The sequence below is a fragment of the Holophagaceae bacterium genome, assembly GCA_016720465.1.
In the GTDB taxonomy this organism is placed as follows: Bacteria; Acidobacteriota; Holophagae; order Holophagales; family Holophagaceae; genus JANXPB01.
Window position 1 is genome coordinate 1,579,326 of the sequence record JADKKO010000004.1, and the last position, 17,138, is coordinate 1,596,463.

A 17,138-nucleotide genomic window follows, 5' to 3' on the forward strand; every position below is an offset into this window, starting at 1 on the left:
CGTGCGATACGGGGAGCGGGCACTGCGCGCGATAGCCGGAGGCGCCGTAACGCACCTTCGATTTAGTGTGGAGCATCATCCATCGCGTCGGCCTGCGGCCGACATAAGGCTCCGGCTCTGCAAGCGTAGCGAGCAGGGAGGCCCGCGCCACGATAGCGAGTGGGAGCACCATGCGCCACGGGGAGCGGGCACTGCGCGCGATAGCCGGAGGCGCCGTAACGCACCTTCGATTTAATGTGGAGCATCATCCATCGCGTCGGCCTGGGGCCGACATAAGGCGCCGGCTCTGCAAGCGTAACGGCAGGAGCCTTCCAAGAGCACAGCTAGTGGAGCACGCATGGTCCATCGCGTCGGCCTGCCGGAGGCCGTAACGCACCTTCGATTTAGTGTGGAGCATCATCCACCGCGTCGGCCTGCGGCCGACATAAGGCGCCGTAACGCACTGGCCAGAAAAGCGCTGGCCAGTGTGTAACGGCGCCTAAACCTTCCCCCAGGGCACTTCGGCTAGGGCGAGGAAGGCGTTGGCGTCGAGGTCGCGATCCTCGGCCCTGGCGAGCAGGTGCTGCATCAATTCTGCGGTGGCCTCGGCGTCGGGCAGGGCGCGGTGGGCGCGGCGGTTGTGGATGTTCAACAGGAGGCAGAGCTGGTGCAGCGCCCGGCTTTTGGCCTCTGGAACGAGCGCCTTGGCCAGCATCCGGGTGCAGACGAGCCGGTGGCGATGCCAAAGCCCCTGAGGCAGCCAGGCTTTCAGGAAGGAACCATCGAAAGGAGCGTGGTGGGCCACCCAGACACGGCCTTCCAGTTCACTGGCAAGGCGAAGCGCCACCTGTTCCCAAGGCTTGGCTTCGGCGAGCATCGCCGGCGTGATGCCCGTGAGCCGCTGGATGAGCGGAGGGTAGTCGCCTTCGATGGCCGAAAGCATTTCGAAACCGCCTTCGATGACGGGCCCGCACATTTTCACGACACCCACATCCGTGATTTCCGAGGCCGGATGGAATCGTTCCTTCTTGTCCCAGAAAGCCTTGGGGCTGCCGCCGGTGGTTTCCAGATCGATGATGGCGAAGCGCAGCGTCCTCAGGGGCTGGGCCTCTTCGGCGAGCAGCGGAATTCCTTCGGATGCGGACATAGACGGAGTCAGGCGCTGATGAGCGTCTTCAATCCATCCCGGAAGAGCACATCCACTTTCTTGGCCAGGCGCTTCTGGACCTTCCCCAGCCCGAAACTCGGATGGTCCATCCAGTCGCCCTCATCCCAGCGGGACTGGATGCTGTAGGGCTTCGCGATGCTGCCCGCCTGTTCCTGGGTCATGAGCTCCTGGAAACGGGAAGGCGAGGCGGAAGGCCTGGGCTTCAGGCTGGTGCCGCCTCGCGCAATTCGGGGGGCCGCCTCGGCTTTGGTCCGGTCCGGCCTGAATTTATGCACCGATTTGCAATTGGCGCAGATGAGGTTGTCGGGCACACCATTGGTGAGCGTCAGCACCCGGTGCCGCGTCTCGCCCTTGCAGCGTCCGCAAGGGGCGTCGATGTCCATGCCTGCATAGTAGGTTTTCGTCATGGCTCAAGGGTAACGTGGGCGGGCGTCATCCGGGGCCGGAGAGAAAACACGCGCGGAGGGGCGGAGATTCTCAGGGGAAGTCCCCTGCGGACCTTCGATTTTTCAACGCTCCCTTCGAGCGTATTTCTTCCTACCCTAGCAACGAGACGACCTGCTTCAGCCGGGCTTCTTTTTCTTCGGCCTGGCCGCGCAACTTGGCTACGGCCGCCTCGGGAGCCTTGGTGACGAAGCTTTCATCGGCCAGGCGGGACCGCAGGGGCTCCAGTTCTTTCAAGAGCTTGGCGCGCTCGGTTTCAAGCTTCGTCTTTTCCGCCACGGGATCCTTGAGGCCTGCGAGTTCAAGGGCGATGGTGCCTCCGCTCACCACGCCGACGGCGCGGGTCGTGGAGGCCAGATCGCCGCTCATAAATTCGATGCTTTCCAATCTGGCGATGGTTTTGAGCGCCTCGCTGAAGGGCCGCAATTCCATGATCGTGCAGGCCGCCGCCACGCGCTTGGCCGGATCCACGCCGTTCTCCGCCTTCAGGCGCAGGAACGCGCTCAGGATGTCCTGGAAACGCGGTATCAAGGCTGCGTTTCCACCTTGCCTGGAAAGCAGGGGATGATCCTTGGGCCACGACCGCTCTGCCAGCAGTCTGGATTCGCCGGGAAGCAAGCGATCCGCCAGGACGGCCTCATGGATTTCCTCCGTGACGAAGGGCACCATGGGGTGCAGCGCCCGGAGCAGGATGTCGAGGAAGTGCAGGATGGCGGCCTTCTGGCCGGCCGTGCCGTTCATCAGATTGACCTTGGCCAGCTCGATGTAGGTGGCGCAGAAATCATCCCAGACCAGGTGGTAGAGAAGGTCCGCGGCTTCGTGGAAACGGAATTCCTCCAGGGCCGCCGTGACTTTGTGCAGATCCTCGCGCAGGCGTCCGATCATCCAATATTCTGCCTCGCCCAGCTCCGGTTCCACTTCAAGCGTCACATCATCCGTCAGGTTGATCTGCACGAAGCGGGCGGCGTTCCAGAGCTTGTTGCAGAAATTGCGGCTCGACTCCAGGCGGTTGCGGGATAGGGCGATGTCCGTGCCCGGCGCCGACATCGAGATGAGCGTGAACCGCAGCGCGTCTGTGCCGAACTCGTCCATGACCTCGAGCGGATCGATCACATTGCCCTTGGACTTCGACATCTTCGCGCCGGACGCATCGCGAACCAGGCTATTGAAGTAGACCTTTCTTGAAAGGGACTTGGTCAGTCCAAGTGAGGCCGCTCATCACCATGCGCGCCACCCAGAAGAAGATGATGTCGTAGCTGGTGCACATTAGGTCGTTGGGATAGTAACGCTTGAGATCTTCGGTCTCGTCGGGCCAGCCCAGGATGCTGAAGGGCCAGAGCGCCGAGGAAAACCAGGTGTCCAGCGTGTCGGGATCCTGCTCCAGGTTCGTGGAACCGCAGTTGGAGCATGAAGCGGGCGCTTCCAGTTCCACGTGCAGATGGCCGCAGGCCGCGCAGGTCCACGCGGGAATTCGATGCCCCCACACGAGCTGGCGCGAAATGCACCAGTCCGTGATATTGCTGAGCCAGTGTTCCCAGACCGCCACGTGATGTTCGGGCGTGAAGGTGATCTTGCCCTCGCGGACCACCTGCAGCGCCTGCTGCGCGGCCTCCTTCACGTCCATGAACCACTGTTCGGATACGAGGGGCTCGAGCACGGCGCCGGTGCGGTCGGACACCGCCACTTGCGAAATGTGGGTCTGGATTTTGGCCAGGAGGCCCTGGGCCTCCAGTTCCGCCACCACTTTCTTGCGGCACTCAAAACGGTCCAGGCCCGCGTAGGCGGCGCCTGCGGCCGGGGTCATCTTGGCGTCGAAGCCGATGACTGCGATGGAAGGCAGTTGCAGCCGTAGTCCCGCTGCATGGTCGTTGGGGTCGTGGGCCGGTGTCAGTTTCACGCACCCGGTGCCGAAATCACGTTCCACGAAGGCGTCGGCGACCACCGGAATCTCTCGGGTAGTGAGGGGCAGTCGCACCATCTTTCCGACGATGTGCGTGTACCGCTCGTCATCGGGATGCACCGCCACGGCGGTGTCGCCGAGCATGGTTTCGGGCCGGGTCGTGGCGACGGTCAGGTGGCCGCTGCCGTCGGCGAAAGGGTAGTTGATGTGCCAGAGATGTCCGTTGCGTTCGACATGCTTCACTTCGAGATCGCTGAGGGCCGTCTGCGAAACCGGATCCCACTGGATCATGCGCGGGCCGCGGTAGATGCGGCCCTGGCGGAAGGCTTCCACGAACACCTTGCGCACGGCGCGGTTCAGGTCCGGGTCCATGGTGAAGCGCTTGCGGGTCCAGTCCAGACTGGCGCCAAGGCGCCGCAGCTGGTTCTCGATATCGGCCTGGTTCTGTTCCTTCCAGGACCAGATGCGCTCCAGGAACTTTTCGCGGCCCAGGGCGTGGCGGTCGGTGCCCTCGGCCTTCAATTGGCGTTCCACGATGATCTGCGTGGCGATGCCCGCGTGGTCCACGCCGGGAATCCAGGCCACATCGAAGCCTTGGGCCCGCTTGAGGCGCGCCATGACGTCCGGCAGCGAGTAGGCCAGCGCGTGGCCCATGTGCAGGTTGCCGGTGATGTTGGGCGGCGGCAGGGACATGGAGAAGGGCGTCCTGCCGCTGGCGGGCTTGGCCTCGAAGGTCCTCGCGGCCTCCCAGGTCGCGTACCAGCGCTCCTGCGCTGTCTTGAAATCGAAGGCCTTGTCCATTTCACGCATCGAGTGTTCCTAACAATAAAAAAATGCGACTACGCGGAGGGAAGCGGAGGAGGGGAGGGCAGCGGAGGAACAAAAGTGTTTTTCTCAGCTTCCCTCCGCTGCTCAGCTACCCTCCGTGTGGTGTTTTTTCAAACCGCCGCGCCTTCGATCCGCATACCAAGAGCTTCCAGCAGACGGTGGTCGTGGGATTCGCCGGGATTGGGCGTGGTGAGCAGCTTGTCGCCGGTGAAAAGGCTGTTGGCGCCCGCGAAAAACGCCAGGGCCTGCATCTCGTCGCTCATGGCCGTGCGCCCGGCGCTGAGGCGGATGCGGCTCTTGGGAAACAGGATCCGCGCTGTGGCGATCATGCGGATGAATTCCAGGGGCGGCACCGGCGGGAGATCCGCCAGGGGCGTGCCTGCCACGGGCACGAGATGGTTGATGGGGATGCTCTCTGGGACGGGATCCATCTCGGTGAGCTCGTGCAGGAAATGAATGCGATGGTCCACGGTCTCGCCCATGCCGACAATGCCACCGCAGCAGACTTCAAGTCCGGCTTCGCGCACAGCGGCGATGGTCGCCAGCCGCTCATCGAACTTCCGAGTCGAGATGATGGTTTCGTAGAAATCCTTGGAACTGTCGATGTTGTGGTTGTAGACCTTGCAGCCGGCCTCTTTGAGCCGCTTGGCCTGGGGCGCGTTGAGCATGCCGAGGGTCACGCAGACTTCCATGCCCATGCCGGATACCCCGCGGACCATCTCCAGCACAGCGTCGAAATTGCGGTCGTCCTTCACTTCGCGCCAGGCCGCGCCCATGCAGTAGCGGGTGGAGCCATTGGCCTTGGCCAACGCAGCTCCATCCAAAACTGACTTCACATCCTTCAGGGGTTCGACCTTCAGGCCTGTGTTGTACCGGGCGCTCTGGGGGCAGTAGGCGCAATCTTCAGGACATGCCCCGGTCTTGATGGAGTCCAAGGTGCAGAACTGGATGTCATTGGGATCCCAATTCTGGCGGTGCGCCGTCGCTGCCCGGTACAGGAGCTCGGGGAAGGGCAGATCGTGGATGGCTCGGATCTCTTGGATGGTTTTCATCGGGCACCAGGCGAATCCATAAACTTACCATGTCAGGCGGGGTTTTCTGCCTCGGAAAACCGCGCCATACATGATAGTTTGGGGATTCTCCATATCCTGCTGACGCCCCAATCGGAGGTCCCTTGACCCGACCTGCCAGCCCCATCAGCACCCAGCCGGCCATGGCTGGCAAACCTGTCGGCCAGCCTTCGGACGCCCTCACCCGGGAGCAGCGCATCGCGCTCTTCCGCACGATCTACGCAGCCCGCCGCATCGACGACAAGGAGATCATCGGCAAGCGGCAGAACAAGGTCTTCTTCCAGATCAACGGCGTGGGCCACGAGGCGGTCCAGGCCGCGGCGGCCATGCTGATGAGGCCTGGCTACGACTGGTTCTTCTTCTACTATCGGGACCGCGCGCTGAGCTATGGCCTGGGCTACACGGCAGAACAGATGTTCCTGGGCAGCGTGGGCAGCGCCGATGATCCCTCCAGCGGCGGCAGGCAGATGCCCAGCCATTGGGGCGAGAAAAACCTCAACATCTTCACCACATCGAGCCCCACTGGATCCCAGTTCCTGCAGGCCGTGGGCGCCGCCGAGGCCATCATCCGGGCCGAGGCCTGCAACCTGCTGCAGGAAATGGGCATCCACTCGGATGAAGTGGTGCTCACCACCACCGGGGATGGAACTTGTTCCCAGGGTGAATTCTGGGAAGCCATCAGCAATGCAGTGAACCTGAAATTGCCGGTGGTTTTCCTGGTGGAAGACAACGGCTACGCCATTTCGGTTCCCAGCGAAGTCCAGTATCCCGGCGGCAATGTCGCGGCCCTGCTCAAGGGCTATGAGCCGCACGGCCTGCTCATCGTGGATGATGTGGATGGCTGCGATCCGCTGGCAAGCTACGATGCGATGAAGCGGGCCATCGACCATGCCCGGGCGCGCAAAGGCCCGGCGCTGGTGCGCGCCCAGGTGATCCGCCCCTACAGCCACTCGCTGTCCGATGACGAAGGTCTCTACAAGTCCTCCAGCCAGCGCCACGAGGAAGCCCTGCGCGACCCTGTGCTCACCTATGCGAACAAGCTCGTGGAATCAGGCGATGTCAGCGAAGCGGATCTGGAGCAGATCAAGGCCGAAATCCAGATGGAAGTCGACCTTGCCTGGGAGGCCGCCGAGAAGGCTCCAGTGCCTGCCAGCGGAAGCTATCTCCAGCACCTTTACAGCGAGGATGTGGACCCGTGTTCAGCGGCTTTCGATACCGAAGCCAGCATCGAGGAGAAGAGCGGACCCAAGACGCTCATTGATTCCGTGAACCATGTGATGAAGCAGGAGATGGCCCGGAACGGGCGCATCCTGGTGTTCGGCGAGGACGTGGCCGATGCCACCCGCGCTGAGGTTCTCGAAGAAGTGAAAGGGAAGGGCGGCGTGTTCAAGGCCACCCACGGATTGCAGAAGGCCTTCGGCGCCAATCGTGTCTACAACTCGCCCCTGGCCGAAGCCACCATCGTGGGCCGCGCCATCGGATTGGCGGCGCGAGGTTTCAAACCCGTGGTGGAGATCCAGTTCTTCGACTACATCTGGCCCGCCATGCAGCAGCTCCGCGATGAGCTGCCCAACATCCGCTGGCGGAGCAACGGCGCCTTCAAATGCCCCATGGTCATCCGTGTCCCCATCGCGGGCTACCTGATGGGTGGCGCCACCTACCATTCCCAGTGCGGCGAAAGCACCTTCACCCACATCCCGGGCCTGCGCGTCATCTACCCCAGCACGGCGCTGGACGCCGCGGGCCTGCTGCGCACCGCCATCCGCTGCGATGATCCCGTGCTCTTCCTGGAACCCAAACACCTCTACCGCCAGACCCACAACAAGGGGCCCGAGGCCCACGGGGACTTCATGATCCCTTTCGGCAAAGCCCGCACCGTGCGCGAGGGAAAAGATCTATCCGTGATCACCTATGGCTGCACCGTGTACCGCGCTGTCCAGGCCGCCCGCGAAGCCGAGAAAGAAGGCCTCCACGTCGAGATCATCGACCTGCGGTCACTGAATCCCTACGACTGGAATGCCATCGTGGAGACCGTGAAGAAAACCCACCGCGTCATCGTCGCCCACGAAGATACGCTCTCTTGGGGCTACGGCGCCGAGATCGCCGCGCGCATCGCTGACGAACTGTTCTTCGATCTCGATGCGCCTGTGCGCAGATTGGGCGCGAAGGATACCTGGGTCCCGTACAATCCACACCTCGAAGATGAAGTGCTGCCCCAGGCCAGCGATTTCCTGGAGGCATTCCAGGCCTTGGCAAGGGTTTAGGCCGGGCGTGGCTTCATAGCTGCAAAAGGACGGTATCGAGGTTGGACAGGCACCGCTGTTCGTTCTCAGCAGGGCAGCATGATCGTGAACGAGCTCCCCAGGTTGAGCTGGCTCTGGGCGAGTACGCGGCCTTTGTGGGTGGCCACGATGTTCTGCACGATGGCCAGGCCGAGGCCGACGCCCTCTCCGGCGCTCCGCCGCCGGGCATGGCGGTAGGCATCGAAGATGTAGGGCAGTTCCTCGGGCGGGATGCCAGGACCCGAATCCACCACTTTGAATGTGGTCCATTGCAGGCCGGCGTCCACGCCGGCGCCGGTCTCGGTCGCGGCTTCCACCGTGACGCGGCCCCCCTTGGGCGTGAACTTGATGGCGTTGCCGAGCAGGTTGGCGAGAGCCCTTTCAAGTTTGACCGGGTCGCCCTGGATGGGCCGGGGCTCGCCGTGGGCGGTCCATTCCACCCGCACGCCTTTTTGCGCCGCCAGGTAGGTGTGTGCTTCGACAACCCGCCGCACCAGGTCCGCGGGAACGATGGGAACCGATTCAAAGAGCACATCCCCGCTCTCGAAGTGGAAGACTTCGAGCATCTCCGAAAGCAGGGTGTTCACCTTCTCGATGGATTGGATGGAGGCTTTCACGATTTCGCCGGGCACGGGCTGCGCTTCGCTCAGGCAATCCAGCAGGGTCTGCCAGAATTTCAACGGGGACTTGAGGTCGTGCACCAGCATGGCGTTCATGTCGGCCTTGATGTCGTTGATCTCCTTGAGCTTCAGATTCGCATCCAGGAGCTTCGCATTCTGGGCTTCGATCTCCCGTTGGAGCCGGCTGAAGCGGATGTGGTGCTCCACCCGCGCGACGACTTCTTCGATCTGGAATGGCTTCGGGATGTAGTCGCTCCCTCCCGCCTGGAAGGCCCGCACCTTGTCCAGGGGTTCGTCGAGGGCACTCAAGAAGATCACGGGGATCTTCGACAGGGCTGGGTGGGCCTTCAGGGCTGCGCAGGCTTCGTAGCCATCCATTTCCGGCATGGAGATGTCCATGAGCACCAGTTCCGGGGGAGACGTTTCCGCGGCTTTGATGGCCATCCTTCCCGAGGGCGCCGCGCGGACCCGGCAGCCTTGCTCTTTCAGCAGTCCGGCCAGGAGATCCAGATTATTGGGATTGTCATCCACGATCAGGATGTCGGGGGTTGGGGTCAGCATGGGCGCTCCTGGGACAGCAGATCCTTCAAGGATTCGAACCGGTACTTTTTCGCCAGATCCCGGAGCGGCCTGGCGGCGTCCTGGTCCTCGACCGCATCCAGGATCCTCAAGGCCTCATCCAAATCTCCGATCTCGATGGCGGCCAGCAGGTCTTTCCGGGTGGACTCTGACAGGGACCGCGCAGGAAGGGCGGACTCGATGGAGGGCTGCTCCGCCGCGCGAGGGATGAAGCGGAGGCCCAGGAATTGGCTGATGCAGTCCGTGATTTCCCACACCTGGAATGGTTTCCGGATGTATTCATCGAAGCCCCTGGCCATGACCGCATCCCGTTCGTGGTCGAGGACGCTGGCCGTCAGAGCCACCACGGGAAGCCGCTGCGGCGGCTCTCCGGAGGGTCCGGATTCCTGCTTCCGGATCCGCTGGAGGACCTCGAAACCATCCATCCCCGGCATCCGGATATCGAGGAAGACCAGGTCCGGGCGGAATTCCTGGATGGCGTCGAGGGCCGAAGATCCGTCCGCCGCGAGGATCGGAACCGCCCCGGCTTCTTCAAGGATCCGCCTCAGCAAGTCACGGTTCTCTTCTCGGTCATCCACCACCAGAATGCGCGGAGGTTCCTGCCCGGGCGCAAGGACGCCCGCCACCTTGGCGGTCGATGGTTTAGGATCGGTTGCGGGAAGGCTTTCTGGAGGCAGGGGAATCTCGAATCCGAAGCGCGTGCCTTGGCCCACTTCGCTTTCAACCTGGATCTCCCCGCCCAGCGCCCGGGCGATGGCCTGGCTGATATTCAGGCCCAATCCTGTGCCTTCGCTGGCCTTCCGTCCGGCATCGGTCTGGGAGAAACGATGGAAGAGCATGGCTTCGATTTCCTCGCTGGATAGGCCAGGGCCCGTGTCCTCCACCAGGAAATGCGCCCGGCCGTCCGCGTAGGTGGCCGCCAGGCGCACATGGCCCTGCTTCGTGAATTTGACCGCATTGCCGAGCAGGTTGATCAGCACCTGGCGGAGCTTGTTCTCGTCGCCGAGCACCCATTCCGGGAATGCCGTCCGCAGCTCCATCAAGAAGGCGATCCCCTTGTCCTGGGCCCGGATGCGGATCATGTCCTCCAGGCTGCGGAACAGGTCCGCCGGGCTGAAGGGCGCGGGCGTGGCCGTGATCCCGACGGCCTCGATCTTGGAGATGGTCAGCACGTCGTTGATGAGGCCGAGGAGGTGCTCTCCGGAACGCTGGATCCGGCCGAGCTGTTCCTCCATGTCCGGTTCCAGGTTGCGCCGCCTCAAAAGCTGGGAGTAGCCGAGGATCGCGTTCAGCGGAGTCCGCAGTTCATGGCTCATGTTGGAGAGGAATACGCTTTTCGACAGGGAGGCCTGTTCGGCCTTGACCTTGGACTCGGCCAACTCGGCGCCCCGGTCCTCGAGCTGCTGGATGAGGTCCCTGGAGATGTCGAGGGCTTCGTTGAGCCTGGCCCGCCAGCTGTGGACCACCAGCGACGTGAGGGTGAGGAAGATATCGGAAAACAGCAGGATGAAAGCCTTCGTGATCTCGGCCCCCCAGGTGTAGGAGTGGCCGAAAAGCCCCATGTAGGCCAAGTACAGGATGGGAAGGACCACCGAGGCGATGAGGGCGATCCGGAAGGAGGTCAGGGCGAGGAAGGAGATGGGGATCAGCATCACCGGCAGCAGCAGGCTCTTGCCGCTGCCGGTCACATGGATGGCGAGCAGCACCGCCAGGACATCCAGGCCGGCCACGACCCTTCCCAGATCCAGGAAGCCGACCCTCCGGTAGAACTTGCGGACCAGGGCGAAACTGAGGGCCCAGTAGGTGAAGGCTGGAAGAAAAAAACGGAGCCCCCGATGCAGACCCGATCCTCCGCCTGTGTCGGTATGCAGGATCACCATCAGCGTCAGGAACACGAGGGCCAGGGCCCGGAGGATCGGCACCTGGAACCCGTGGTACTGGAATCGCCGCTCCACGGCCTGGGCATTCCGTTCTTCCTCGGTCCGGGCCAGGGTGAGGCCTTGGGGCGTCAACCAGCTCGGCCAGAAATTCATCAGGCGCAGGATGGCTCGGTCAGAGTGCGGTTTGGAACCCATTGGAGGCCTTCGGGTGGGGAATGATCCACATCATAGGCTCAAGGGCCTTCGAACTCCCATGTCCGCTGGCGACGGGGATGCCGGTCAATCCAGCAGGCGGTTCGATCCAGAAAAAAGAGAGCGGGGAAGCATCGTTTCTTCGGCGGGGGCCGGCGCGAGGTCCAGACTTGTTGACTCTAATCCGTTGTTCGCACGCCCCGTAGGCCATCCATGCGCCTGGCCCTCCGGTTTTTTCTATCGCTCCTTCTACTCTGGGCGGGGCTCACGGTGGGCGCGGGATTCGCGCTGCCGGACCACCTGCTCAAGGGTCCCATGCCGCAACGCGCCGATGCCGAGCGGGAGCGCATCCGCGGAACGATCGCCGAGGACGGGAGCCGCTGGTCGAGGCATGAAATCCCTGGTGGCGAAGCGGCGCCATTGGAAGTCTGGTGGCTGCACCGCCTCCACTCCAAGGGCGTCGCCATCATCCTGCACGGCTTCGGGGATGACGCCTGGGGAAGCGCTTCGCGGGCGAGGGATCTGCCGGACTGGGATGCGGTGGTGTTCACCTTCCGCGGCCGGGACCGGCATCCCGAAATCCCTTCAACCCTCGGCGCCTGGGAACGGCAGGACGTGGTTCGCGTCGAGGGATTCCTGGAAAGCCAGGGCATCCCCCGCCGCCGGATCCTGATCGTGGGAACCAGCATGGGCGCAGGGGTCGGCCTGCTTGCCTTGGCGGACCTCGAAAAGTCAGGCGGACCGCTTGCCGGGGCCTTGCTGGAGTCTCCCTACAAGGATCTGAGGGATTCCGCGAGCAATCACCTGAAAGGCACACTTGGTTGGATTGAATCGTTGGCGAAGCCGGCGGAAGCAATTGCGATATTCCGCGCAGCCCGCACCGCGCGATTCGACCCTGATCGCGTGTCCCCCCTGATTGCCAGCGCCGGTCTGCGCACGCCCATCGCGCTGCTCGCGGGGGACACCGACCACATCACGCCGCTCGATGGCGTGCAAATGATCGCGCGCCATCATCCGGATCTAACGGTGGTGCGCGGTGCCGGGCATTGCGAAGCCGGGGGGCGGGTCCAGGGCGGCTGGAAAGCCTGGGCGGATGCGCGGTTATCGAGGTGGGGGCTTTAAATCGGTCCCAAGTCCCGAAGAAGCTCGCGCCATCCGATCGGCGATGAACCAGGACAAGGAAAATCAATAGGGATGCAGGCGATAAGAACCAAGCCCCTGCCTGCTTTCATCCCCTTCATCGCTGTTGACTCATTTTTATTTCCGATCCGACTGATCTTTGGCGATTGCATTCATGTCGAGTCCCGTGCTTCAGGAAGGCCCGCCTTTTCCTTGACGGGAGCAGATAGAGGGCGTATCAGGAACCAAGAATCCACCCATGCGAACCATCCGGAAGCCCAAGAATCAATTCCACACGGATGTTGAGAAAAGGAGAACCGCATGAATTTCTGGAAATTGGCGATATTTTCGGCCCTGGTTTCCACCTGCGGCCTTTTTTCCCATGCATCCGAATCCATCGTCGGCACGTGGACCTACCGCCAGGGGTCCTTCACCGACGTCCACGTCTACCATGCGAATGGCACAGTCACGGCGCCGAGTTCCGCTGCGGCACATGCCAAGTGGTGGATCGAAGGCGATGAGATCGTCTCCTTCTGGCACAACAAGTGGTACAACAGGCTCAAGCTCCCCATCGCCAACTCCGCCATCTCCGGCGTGAGCATTAGCCCGACCGGCGTGCGTGCGGCCGTCACGCTGACGCGCATCGGCAGCGAACCGAAGACGGCGCCACCGGCCGCCGAATCCATCGTCGGCACGTGGACCTACCGCCAGGGGTCCTTCACCGACGTCCACGTCTACCATGCGGATGGCACGGTCACGGCGCCGAGTTCCGCTGCGGCACATGCCAAGTGGTGGATCGAAGGCAATGAGATCGTCTCCTTCTGGCACAACAAGTGGTACAACCGGCTCAAACTCCCGATCGTCAACTCCGCCATCTCTGGAGTGAGCATCAGCCCCACCGGTGCGCGCGCCGCCGTCACGCTGACACGCGTGGGCGGCGTGCCGACGAAGGGACCGACGGATGCCTCGCCGACTGCCGGATCCATAGTCGGCACCTGGACCTATCACCACACGTCGGGGATGTTCACGGACATCCATGTGTACCACGGGGATGGCACGGTCACTGCGCCGAATAACGCTGAGGCCCATGCCACGTGGCGGGTCGAAGGCAATGAGATCGTCTCCTTCTGGCACAACAAGTGGTACAACCGGCTCAAACTCCCGATCACCGGCTCCACCATCTACGGCGTGAGCATCAGTCCGAACGGAGGGAGCGCGGAAATCACGCTGACGCGCGTGGGCACAGATGGGGGAAAGGATGTCCAGAATCCAGATGGGCCTTTCTCGAATCCGATCAACATCTCCGGGAAATGGAACGCGTCCTTCATCAACAGGCGCCTGAACTTCCGCCAGAGCGGCAGCCACGTGACAGCGGAATACGGCATCCAGGGCGATTTCACGGCCCCCAACGTGCTCACCGGAACCTGGCGGGATGCCGCTTCCGGCATCGTCAACAAGTTCCAGTTCGTTTTTTCGAAGGATGCGAACTACATCACTGGCGGATTCTGGGACCGCAACACCGGCAACTTCGCCTATTCGCGCAGCAACATCATCAATGGAGCGCATCGAGACGGAGTGACCCCGCCCCGCTGACCGAAGCACTCGGGGCGCAATGCGAACAAAATGCCGCAGGGTTCAAGACACGCAACCCCAAACCTGCCTACCGTTCCAGCTTGGGATGCCGAGCGGCCACGTCGTCCGGCGCATTGGGCTTGAGGCGCCGGGGATGGGCGGGCAGGCCGATGGCCACGTTGTAGTCGGGGACATCCTTGGTGGCGAGGCCGAAAGCGCCCACCATGGCCCAATCGCCGACCTGCGTTCCGCTCAGCACCGTGGCGTGGTAGGCCACCCGCGCGCCCACGCCGATCACCGTGTCGCCCAGGTTCACGATCTTCGGTTCCACCAGGTCATGCCAGTGGCTGTAGATGTTGGCATAGTCGCTGATGCTGGCCCCATCCTTGATCGTGATGGTGCCGCGGTCATCCAGGAGCACGAAACGGTGGATGAACACCCCGTCGCCGATGCTGATGTTGTATCCGAAACTCCACTCGACGCCTGTGAAGAACTTCACGCCTTGGCCACAGCTCTTGAAGATGTGCTGCGCGAGCATGGACCGGAATTTCAGGCCGAGCCAGACGTTCGCGTTGAGGGGCGAATTGTCGAACATCTGCCAAAGCCAGATCAGCGGCTTGATCGGATCCCATTTCGCCAGCACCAGCTCGCTGTAGTACTCCGCTTCCAAGGTGGCGTTCCGCGGATCGAAATTGAGCAGCATGATTTCTTCGGTGATGTTGCGCGGCGCGCCGGGCATGCCGTAGAACCCCCTGCATAGCTCGATGCAAAGCTCGTTGCGGTCGGTCCTGGGATCGCGGATGCGGGCGTCGATGTCCGCCACCCAGGTGTCGAACCGGGCCGAGGCGGCATCGTTGGGTAGTACGACGAGGCGATTGACCAAGGGGGTCTCCAAATCTGACTTAAACAGTCAACATTACCGTAAAAAGATAAGAATTGCAGTCCAGCATTTGTTGGATTTCCTTGGAAATTTGGATGCAGCTCCAGGCCCGGCCCGGGCTTGGCTGGAATCAGATAGCATCGCTTATCGGAGCGAGGGGAATTGCATGGATGCTCAATCTCGGATCTTCATCGCCGGAGCCGGCGGTCTGGTCGGTTCAGCGGTGGTCAACCGGCTGCGGACGGATGGATTCGCGAACCTGCTGACGCCCGGGCGGGCCGAGCTCGATCTGACCGACCAGGCGGCACTCAATGCTTTTTTCGAGCGGGAGCGGCCGGAATACGTGTTCCTGGTGGCGGGCAAGGTCGGCGGGATCCACGCCAATGGCACCTATCCTGCGGACTTCATACGCGACAACATCCTGATCCAGGCGCTGGTGATCGACGCGGCCCACCGGTTCGGCGCGCGCAAACTCCTCGATCTCGGCTCATCCTGCATCTACCCGAAACTCGCGCCGCAGCCCATGACCGAGGACTGCCTGCTGACCAGCGCGCTGGAACCCACGAACGAATGGTACGCGGTGGCTAAAATAACCGGCCTGAAGATGTGCCAGGCCTTCCACAGGCAGTACGGATTCAACGCCATCAGCCTGATGCCCACCAATCTCTATGGGCCCGGGGACAACTTCGATCTTGAGAATTCCCATGTGCTGCCGGCCATGCTGCGGAAATTCCACGATGCCAAGGAAACGGGCGCTCCCGAAGTGATGCTTTGGGGCACAGGCTCGCCGAGGCGGGAATTCCTGTTCGTGGATGACCTGGCGGATGCCTGCCTTTTCGTGATGCGCCACTACGACGGCGAACAGTTCCTGAATGTCGGCACGGGCGAGGATCTGAGCATCCGTGAGCTGGCGGAGCTGGTGGCGCAGGTGACGGGCTTCACCGGCCGCATCGCCTGGGATTCGAGCATGCCGGATGGCACGCCCCGGAAACTGCTGGATGTCTCCCGCCTGAACGCCCTCGGGTGGAAAGCCAGGACCACCCTTTCCGATGGAATCCGACTTTCCTACGACTGGTTCCTGAAGAACCGGGCCCTGGTCCGCGGCGGCGCTTGATCAGCGGTAGCCGCCACGGCCGGTTCCGCCATGCCCGGCGTTCTTCAGCAGGAGTTCCTTCTCCGCGATGCGCAGATCGGAATCCACCATCATACCGGCCAGCATCTTGACATCGGTCTTGGGTTCCCAGCCTAGGATCCGCCGGGCTTTCGAGGGGTCGCCCTCGAGATGGTCCACCTCCGCAGGACGGAAATAGCGCGGGTCCACTTCCACGTATTTCTGCCAGTCCAGATCCAGTTTTTCGAAGACGAGGTCCAGGAAGGCCCGGATGGAAATAGATGAGCCCGTGGCCACCGCGTAGTCATCGGCCTGGTCCTGCTGCAGCATGCGCCACATGGCCTCCACGTAGTCCCCGGCGAAGCCCCAGTCGCGCTTCGCGTCGAGGTTTCCGAGGAAGAGTTTTTCCTGCAATCCAAGCTTGATGCGCGTGGCGGCGCGGGTGATTTTTCGGGTGACGAAAGTCTCGCCGCGGCGCGGGCTTTCGTGGTTGAACAAGATGCCGTTGCACGCGAACAGCCCATAGCTCTCGCGGTGGTTGATGACCTGGTAGTGGGCGTAGACCTTGGCGCAGGCGTAGGGGCTGCGCGGTTCGAACCGAGTGCCCTCGTGCTGGCGCGGCTTGGCGGAGCCGAACATCTCGGAGCTGCTGGCCTGGTAGAAGCGGATCTGCTTCTGGTTGTGCTTCTGGTAGTTGCGGATGGATTCCAGCAGCCGGACCACGCCAACGGCCACCACATCGACGGTGTATTCGGGCTGGTCGAAGCTCACACGCACGTGGCTCTGGGCGCCCAGGTTGTAGATCTCGTCCGGCTGGACCTCGTCCAGCACATTGCGCAGCGCCCCGGCGTCCGAAAGGTCCCCGTAGTGGAGATGGAACTGCGACTGCTGGTGGGGATCCACATACAGATGGTCGATGCGGTCGGTGTTGATCGACGAGGCCCGCCGGACGATGCCATGCACCTGGTAGCCCTTTGATAGCAGCAGTTCTGCTAGGTAACTCCCATCTTGACCCGTGATCCCAGTGATGAGGGCGACCGGCATGGACATGCTCCTTTTCAATGAAAATGACTCTTGATGAGAATACGCGGCTCCGAGCCTGGGTGGGGCCTTCTCGATCCGCCGAAGGCCGTTTCAAAATAACCTTTTCCTTCCTGGATGTTCCATAACAGCGACTTTTGTTGATCTGGCGCTGCGGCTGAAAAGTTATTTTGGAACGACCATTCAAGATCCCGCCGGCTTGTGTGTATCATGATTGCAGATGCAGTGGTGAAGCGGGTCCCGTAGCTCAGTGGATAGAGCAATCGCCTCCTAAGCGATAGGTCGTGCGTTCAAGTCGCGCCGGGACCACCATTCATTGCGATCGTATTTTTCAGACCGGATATTTAGATGAAAGAGCCGGGATCGTCCGGCGGATTCCGCGATTTTTTCGTTTTCACCCTTTTTGGACGTCGAGAAATTCCTAGGGGGGCAGGTCGTGCTAAAGCGCAAGGTTTCCCCGGTGTCCATGGCAG

At 62.3% G+C, this 17,138-nt stretch carries 14 protein-coding genes and 1 tRNA gene; 5 read left to right on the forward strand and 10 right to left on the reverse strand.

The annotated features are described in order from the left end of the window. Nucleotides 1-478: 478 nt before the first annotated feature. The 5 genes from IPQ13_14290 to bioB form a co-directional block, all read right to left on the reverse strand. The gene (locus tag IPQ13_14290; protein MBL0212060.1) at nucleotides 479-1,126 is read right to left on the reverse strand and encodes a 3'-5' exonuclease; all 648 of its coding nucleotides are present in this window, start codon (nucleotides 1,124-1,126) and stop codon (nucleotides 479-481) included. An 8-nt stretch (nucleotides 1,127-1,134) separates the two neighbouring features. Then, the gene (locus IPQ13_14295; protein ID MBL0212061.1) at nucleotides 1,135-1,554 is read right to left on the reverse strand and encodes a hypothetical protein; all 420 of its coding nucleotides are present in this window, start codon (nucleotides 1,552-1,554) and stop codon (nucleotides 1,135-1,137) included. 130 nt (nucleotides 1,555-1,684) lie between these two features. Next, a complete protein-coding gene (locus IPQ13_14300; GenBank protein ID MBL0212062.1) occupies nucleotides 1,685-2,725 on the reverse strand; it encodes a class I tRNA ligase family protein in 1,041 nt (346 codons plus the stop codon). Between the two features lie 28 nt (nucleotides 2,726-2,753). Beyond that, nucleotides 2,754-4,301, reverse strand: coding sequence for a valine--tRNA ligase (locus tag IPQ13_14305; protein ID MBL0212063.1), 1,548 nt, complete (start codon nucleotides 4,299-4,301; stop codon nucleotides 2,754-2,756). A 128-nt stretch (nucleotides 4,302-4,429) separates the two neighbouring features. Continuing rightward, nucleotides 4,430-5,371 carry a biotin synthase BioB gene (gene bioB, locus IPQ13_14310; protein ID MBL0212064.1) on the reverse strand — a complete coding sequence of 314 codons (942 nt, stop codon included), beginning with the start codon at nucleotides 5,369-5,371 and terminating at the stop codon, nucleotides 4,430-4,432. Nucleotides 5,372-5,532: 161 nt separating this feature from the next. Here bioB and IPQ13_14315 point away from each other — a divergent pair, with 161 nt between their 5' ends. Then, a complete protein-coding gene (locus IPQ13_14315; GenBank protein MBL0212065.1) occupies nucleotides 5,533-7,653 on the forward strand; it encodes a dehydrogenase E1 component subunit alpha/beta in 2,121 nt (706 codons plus the stop codon). Nucleotides 7,654-7,718: 65 nt separating this feature from the next. Here IPQ13_14315 and IPQ13_14320 read toward each other — a convergent pair whose 3' ends face one another. Continuing rightward, nucleotides 7,719-8,852: a hybrid sensor histidine kinase/response regulator gene (locus tag IPQ13_14320; GenBank protein ID MBL0212066.1), complete on the reverse strand. Its 1,134-nt coding sequence runs from the start codon at nucleotides 8,850-8,852 to the stop codon at nucleotides 7,719-7,721. Further along, a complete protein-coding gene (locus IPQ13_14325) occupies nucleotides 8,846-10,945 on the reverse strand; it encodes a response regulator (protein MBL0212067.1) in 2,100 nt (699 codons plus the stop codon). The genes IPQ13_14320 and IPQ13_14325 overlap by 7 nt, the downstream gene beginning before the upstream one ends. Nucleotides 10,946-11,155: 210 nt before the next feature. On the opposite strand from IPQ13_14325, the gene IPQ13_14330 reads away from it, so the two are divergent. Both IPQ13_14330 and IPQ13_14335 read left to right on the forward strand, forming a co-directional pair. Beyond that, complete coding sequence (locus IPQ13_14330; GenBank protein ID MBL0212068.1) at nucleotides 11,156-12,064, forward strand: hypothetical protein; 909 nt, start codon at nucleotides 11,156-11,158, stop codon at nucleotides 12,062-12,064. 318 nt (nucleotides 12,065-12,382) lie between these two features. Further along, nucleotides 12,383-13,654, forward strand: coding sequence for a hypothetical protein (locus tag IPQ13_14335; GenBank protein ID MBL0212069.1), 1,272 nt, complete (start codon nucleotides 12,383-12,385; stop codon nucleotides 13,652-13,654). A gap of 67 nt (nucleotides 13,655-13,721) precedes the next feature. On the opposite strand, the gene IPQ13_14340 is transcribed toward IPQ13_14335, so the two are convergent. Further along, a complete protein-coding gene (locus IPQ13_14340; protein MBL0212070.1) occupies nucleotides 13,722-14,516 on the reverse strand; it encodes an acyltransferase in 795 nt (264 codons plus the stop codon). Nucleotides 14,517-14,679: 163 nt separating this feature from the next. On the opposite strand from IPQ13_14340, the gene IPQ13_14345 reads away from it, so the two are divergent. Then, the gene (locus IPQ13_14345; protein MBL0212071.1) at nucleotides 14,680-15,627 is read left to right on the forward strand and encodes a GDP-L-fucose synthase; all 948 of its coding nucleotides are present in this window, start codon (nucleotides 14,680-14,682) and stop codon (nucleotides 15,625-15,627) included. Here the strand turns inward: IPQ13_14345 and gmd are convergent, their stop codons facing one another. Both gmd and IPQ13_14355 read right to left on the reverse strand, forming a co-directional pair. Beyond that, nucleotides 15,628-16,668 carry a GDP-mannose 4,6-dehydratase gene (gmd, locus tag IPQ13_14350; protein ID MBL0212072.1) on the reverse strand — a complete coding sequence of 347 codons (1,041 nt, stop codon included), beginning with the start codon at nucleotides 16,666-16,668 and terminating at the stop codon, nucleotides 15,628-15,630. A gap of 14 nt (nucleotides 16,669-16,682) precedes the next feature. Beyond that, nucleotides 16,683-16,928, reverse strand: a complete 246-nt coding sequence (locus IPQ13_14355; GenBank protein ID MBL0212073.1) for a hypothetical protein — start codon at nucleotides 16,926-16,928, stop codon at nucleotides 16,683-16,685. Between IPQ13_14355 and IPQ13_14360 the strand changes: the two genes are divergently transcribed. Further along, a tRNA-Arg gene (locus tag IPQ13_14360) sits at nucleotides 16,902-16,977 on the forward strand. The two genes, IPQ13_14355 and IPQ13_14360, sit on opposite strands and share 27 nt — an antisense overlap. Nucleotides 16,978-17,138: the final 161 nt, after the last annotated feature.

Coding starts and splice junctions, on each gene's coding strand:
- IPQ13_14290 (MBL0212060.1), bottom strand. CDS start 1,126: ATGTCCGCATCCGAAGGAATTCCGCTGCTCGCCGAAGAGGCCCAGCCC.
- IPQ13_14295 (MBL0212061.1), bottom strand. CDS start 1,554: ATGACGAAAACCTACTATGCAGGCATGGACATCGACGCCCCTTGCGGA.
- IPQ13_14300 (MBL0212062.1), bottom strand. CDS start 2,725: ATGTCGAAGTCCAAGGGCAATGTGATCGATCCGCTCGAGGTCATGGAC.
- IPQ13_14305 (MBL0212063.1), bottom strand. CDS start 4,301: ATGCGTGAAATGGACAAGGCCTTCGATTTCAAGACAGCGCAGGAGCGC.
- bioB (MBL0212064.1), bottom strand. CDS start 5,371: ATGAAAACCATCCAAGAGATCCGAGCCATCCACGATCTGCCCTTCCCC.
- IPQ13_14315 (MBL0212065.1), top strand. CDS start 5,533: ATGGCTGGCAAACCTGTCGGCCAGCCTTCGGACGCCCTCACCCGGGAG.
- IPQ13_14320 (MBL0212066.1), bottom strand. CDS start 8,852: ATGCTGACCCCAACCCCCGACATCCTGATCGTGGATGACAATCCCAAT.
- IPQ13_14325 (MBL0212067.1), bottom strand. CDS start 10,945: ATGGGTTCCAAACCGCACTCTGACCGAGCCATCCTGCGCCTGATGAAT.
- IPQ13_14330 (MBL0212068.1), top strand. CDS start 11,156: ATGCGCCTGGCCCTCCGGTTTTTTCTATCGCTCCTTCTACTCTGGGCG.
- IPQ13_14335 (MBL0212069.1), top strand. CDS start 12,383: ATGAATTTCTGGAAATTGGCGATATTTTCGGCCCTGGTTTCCACCTGC.
- IPQ13_14345 (MBL0212071.1), top strand. CDS start 14,680: ATGGATGCTCAATCTCGGATCTTCATCGCCGGAGCCGGCGGTCTGGTC.
- gmd (MBL0212072.1), bottom strand. CDS start 16,668: ATGCCGGTCGCCCTCATCACTGGGATCACGGGTCAAGATGGGAGTTAC.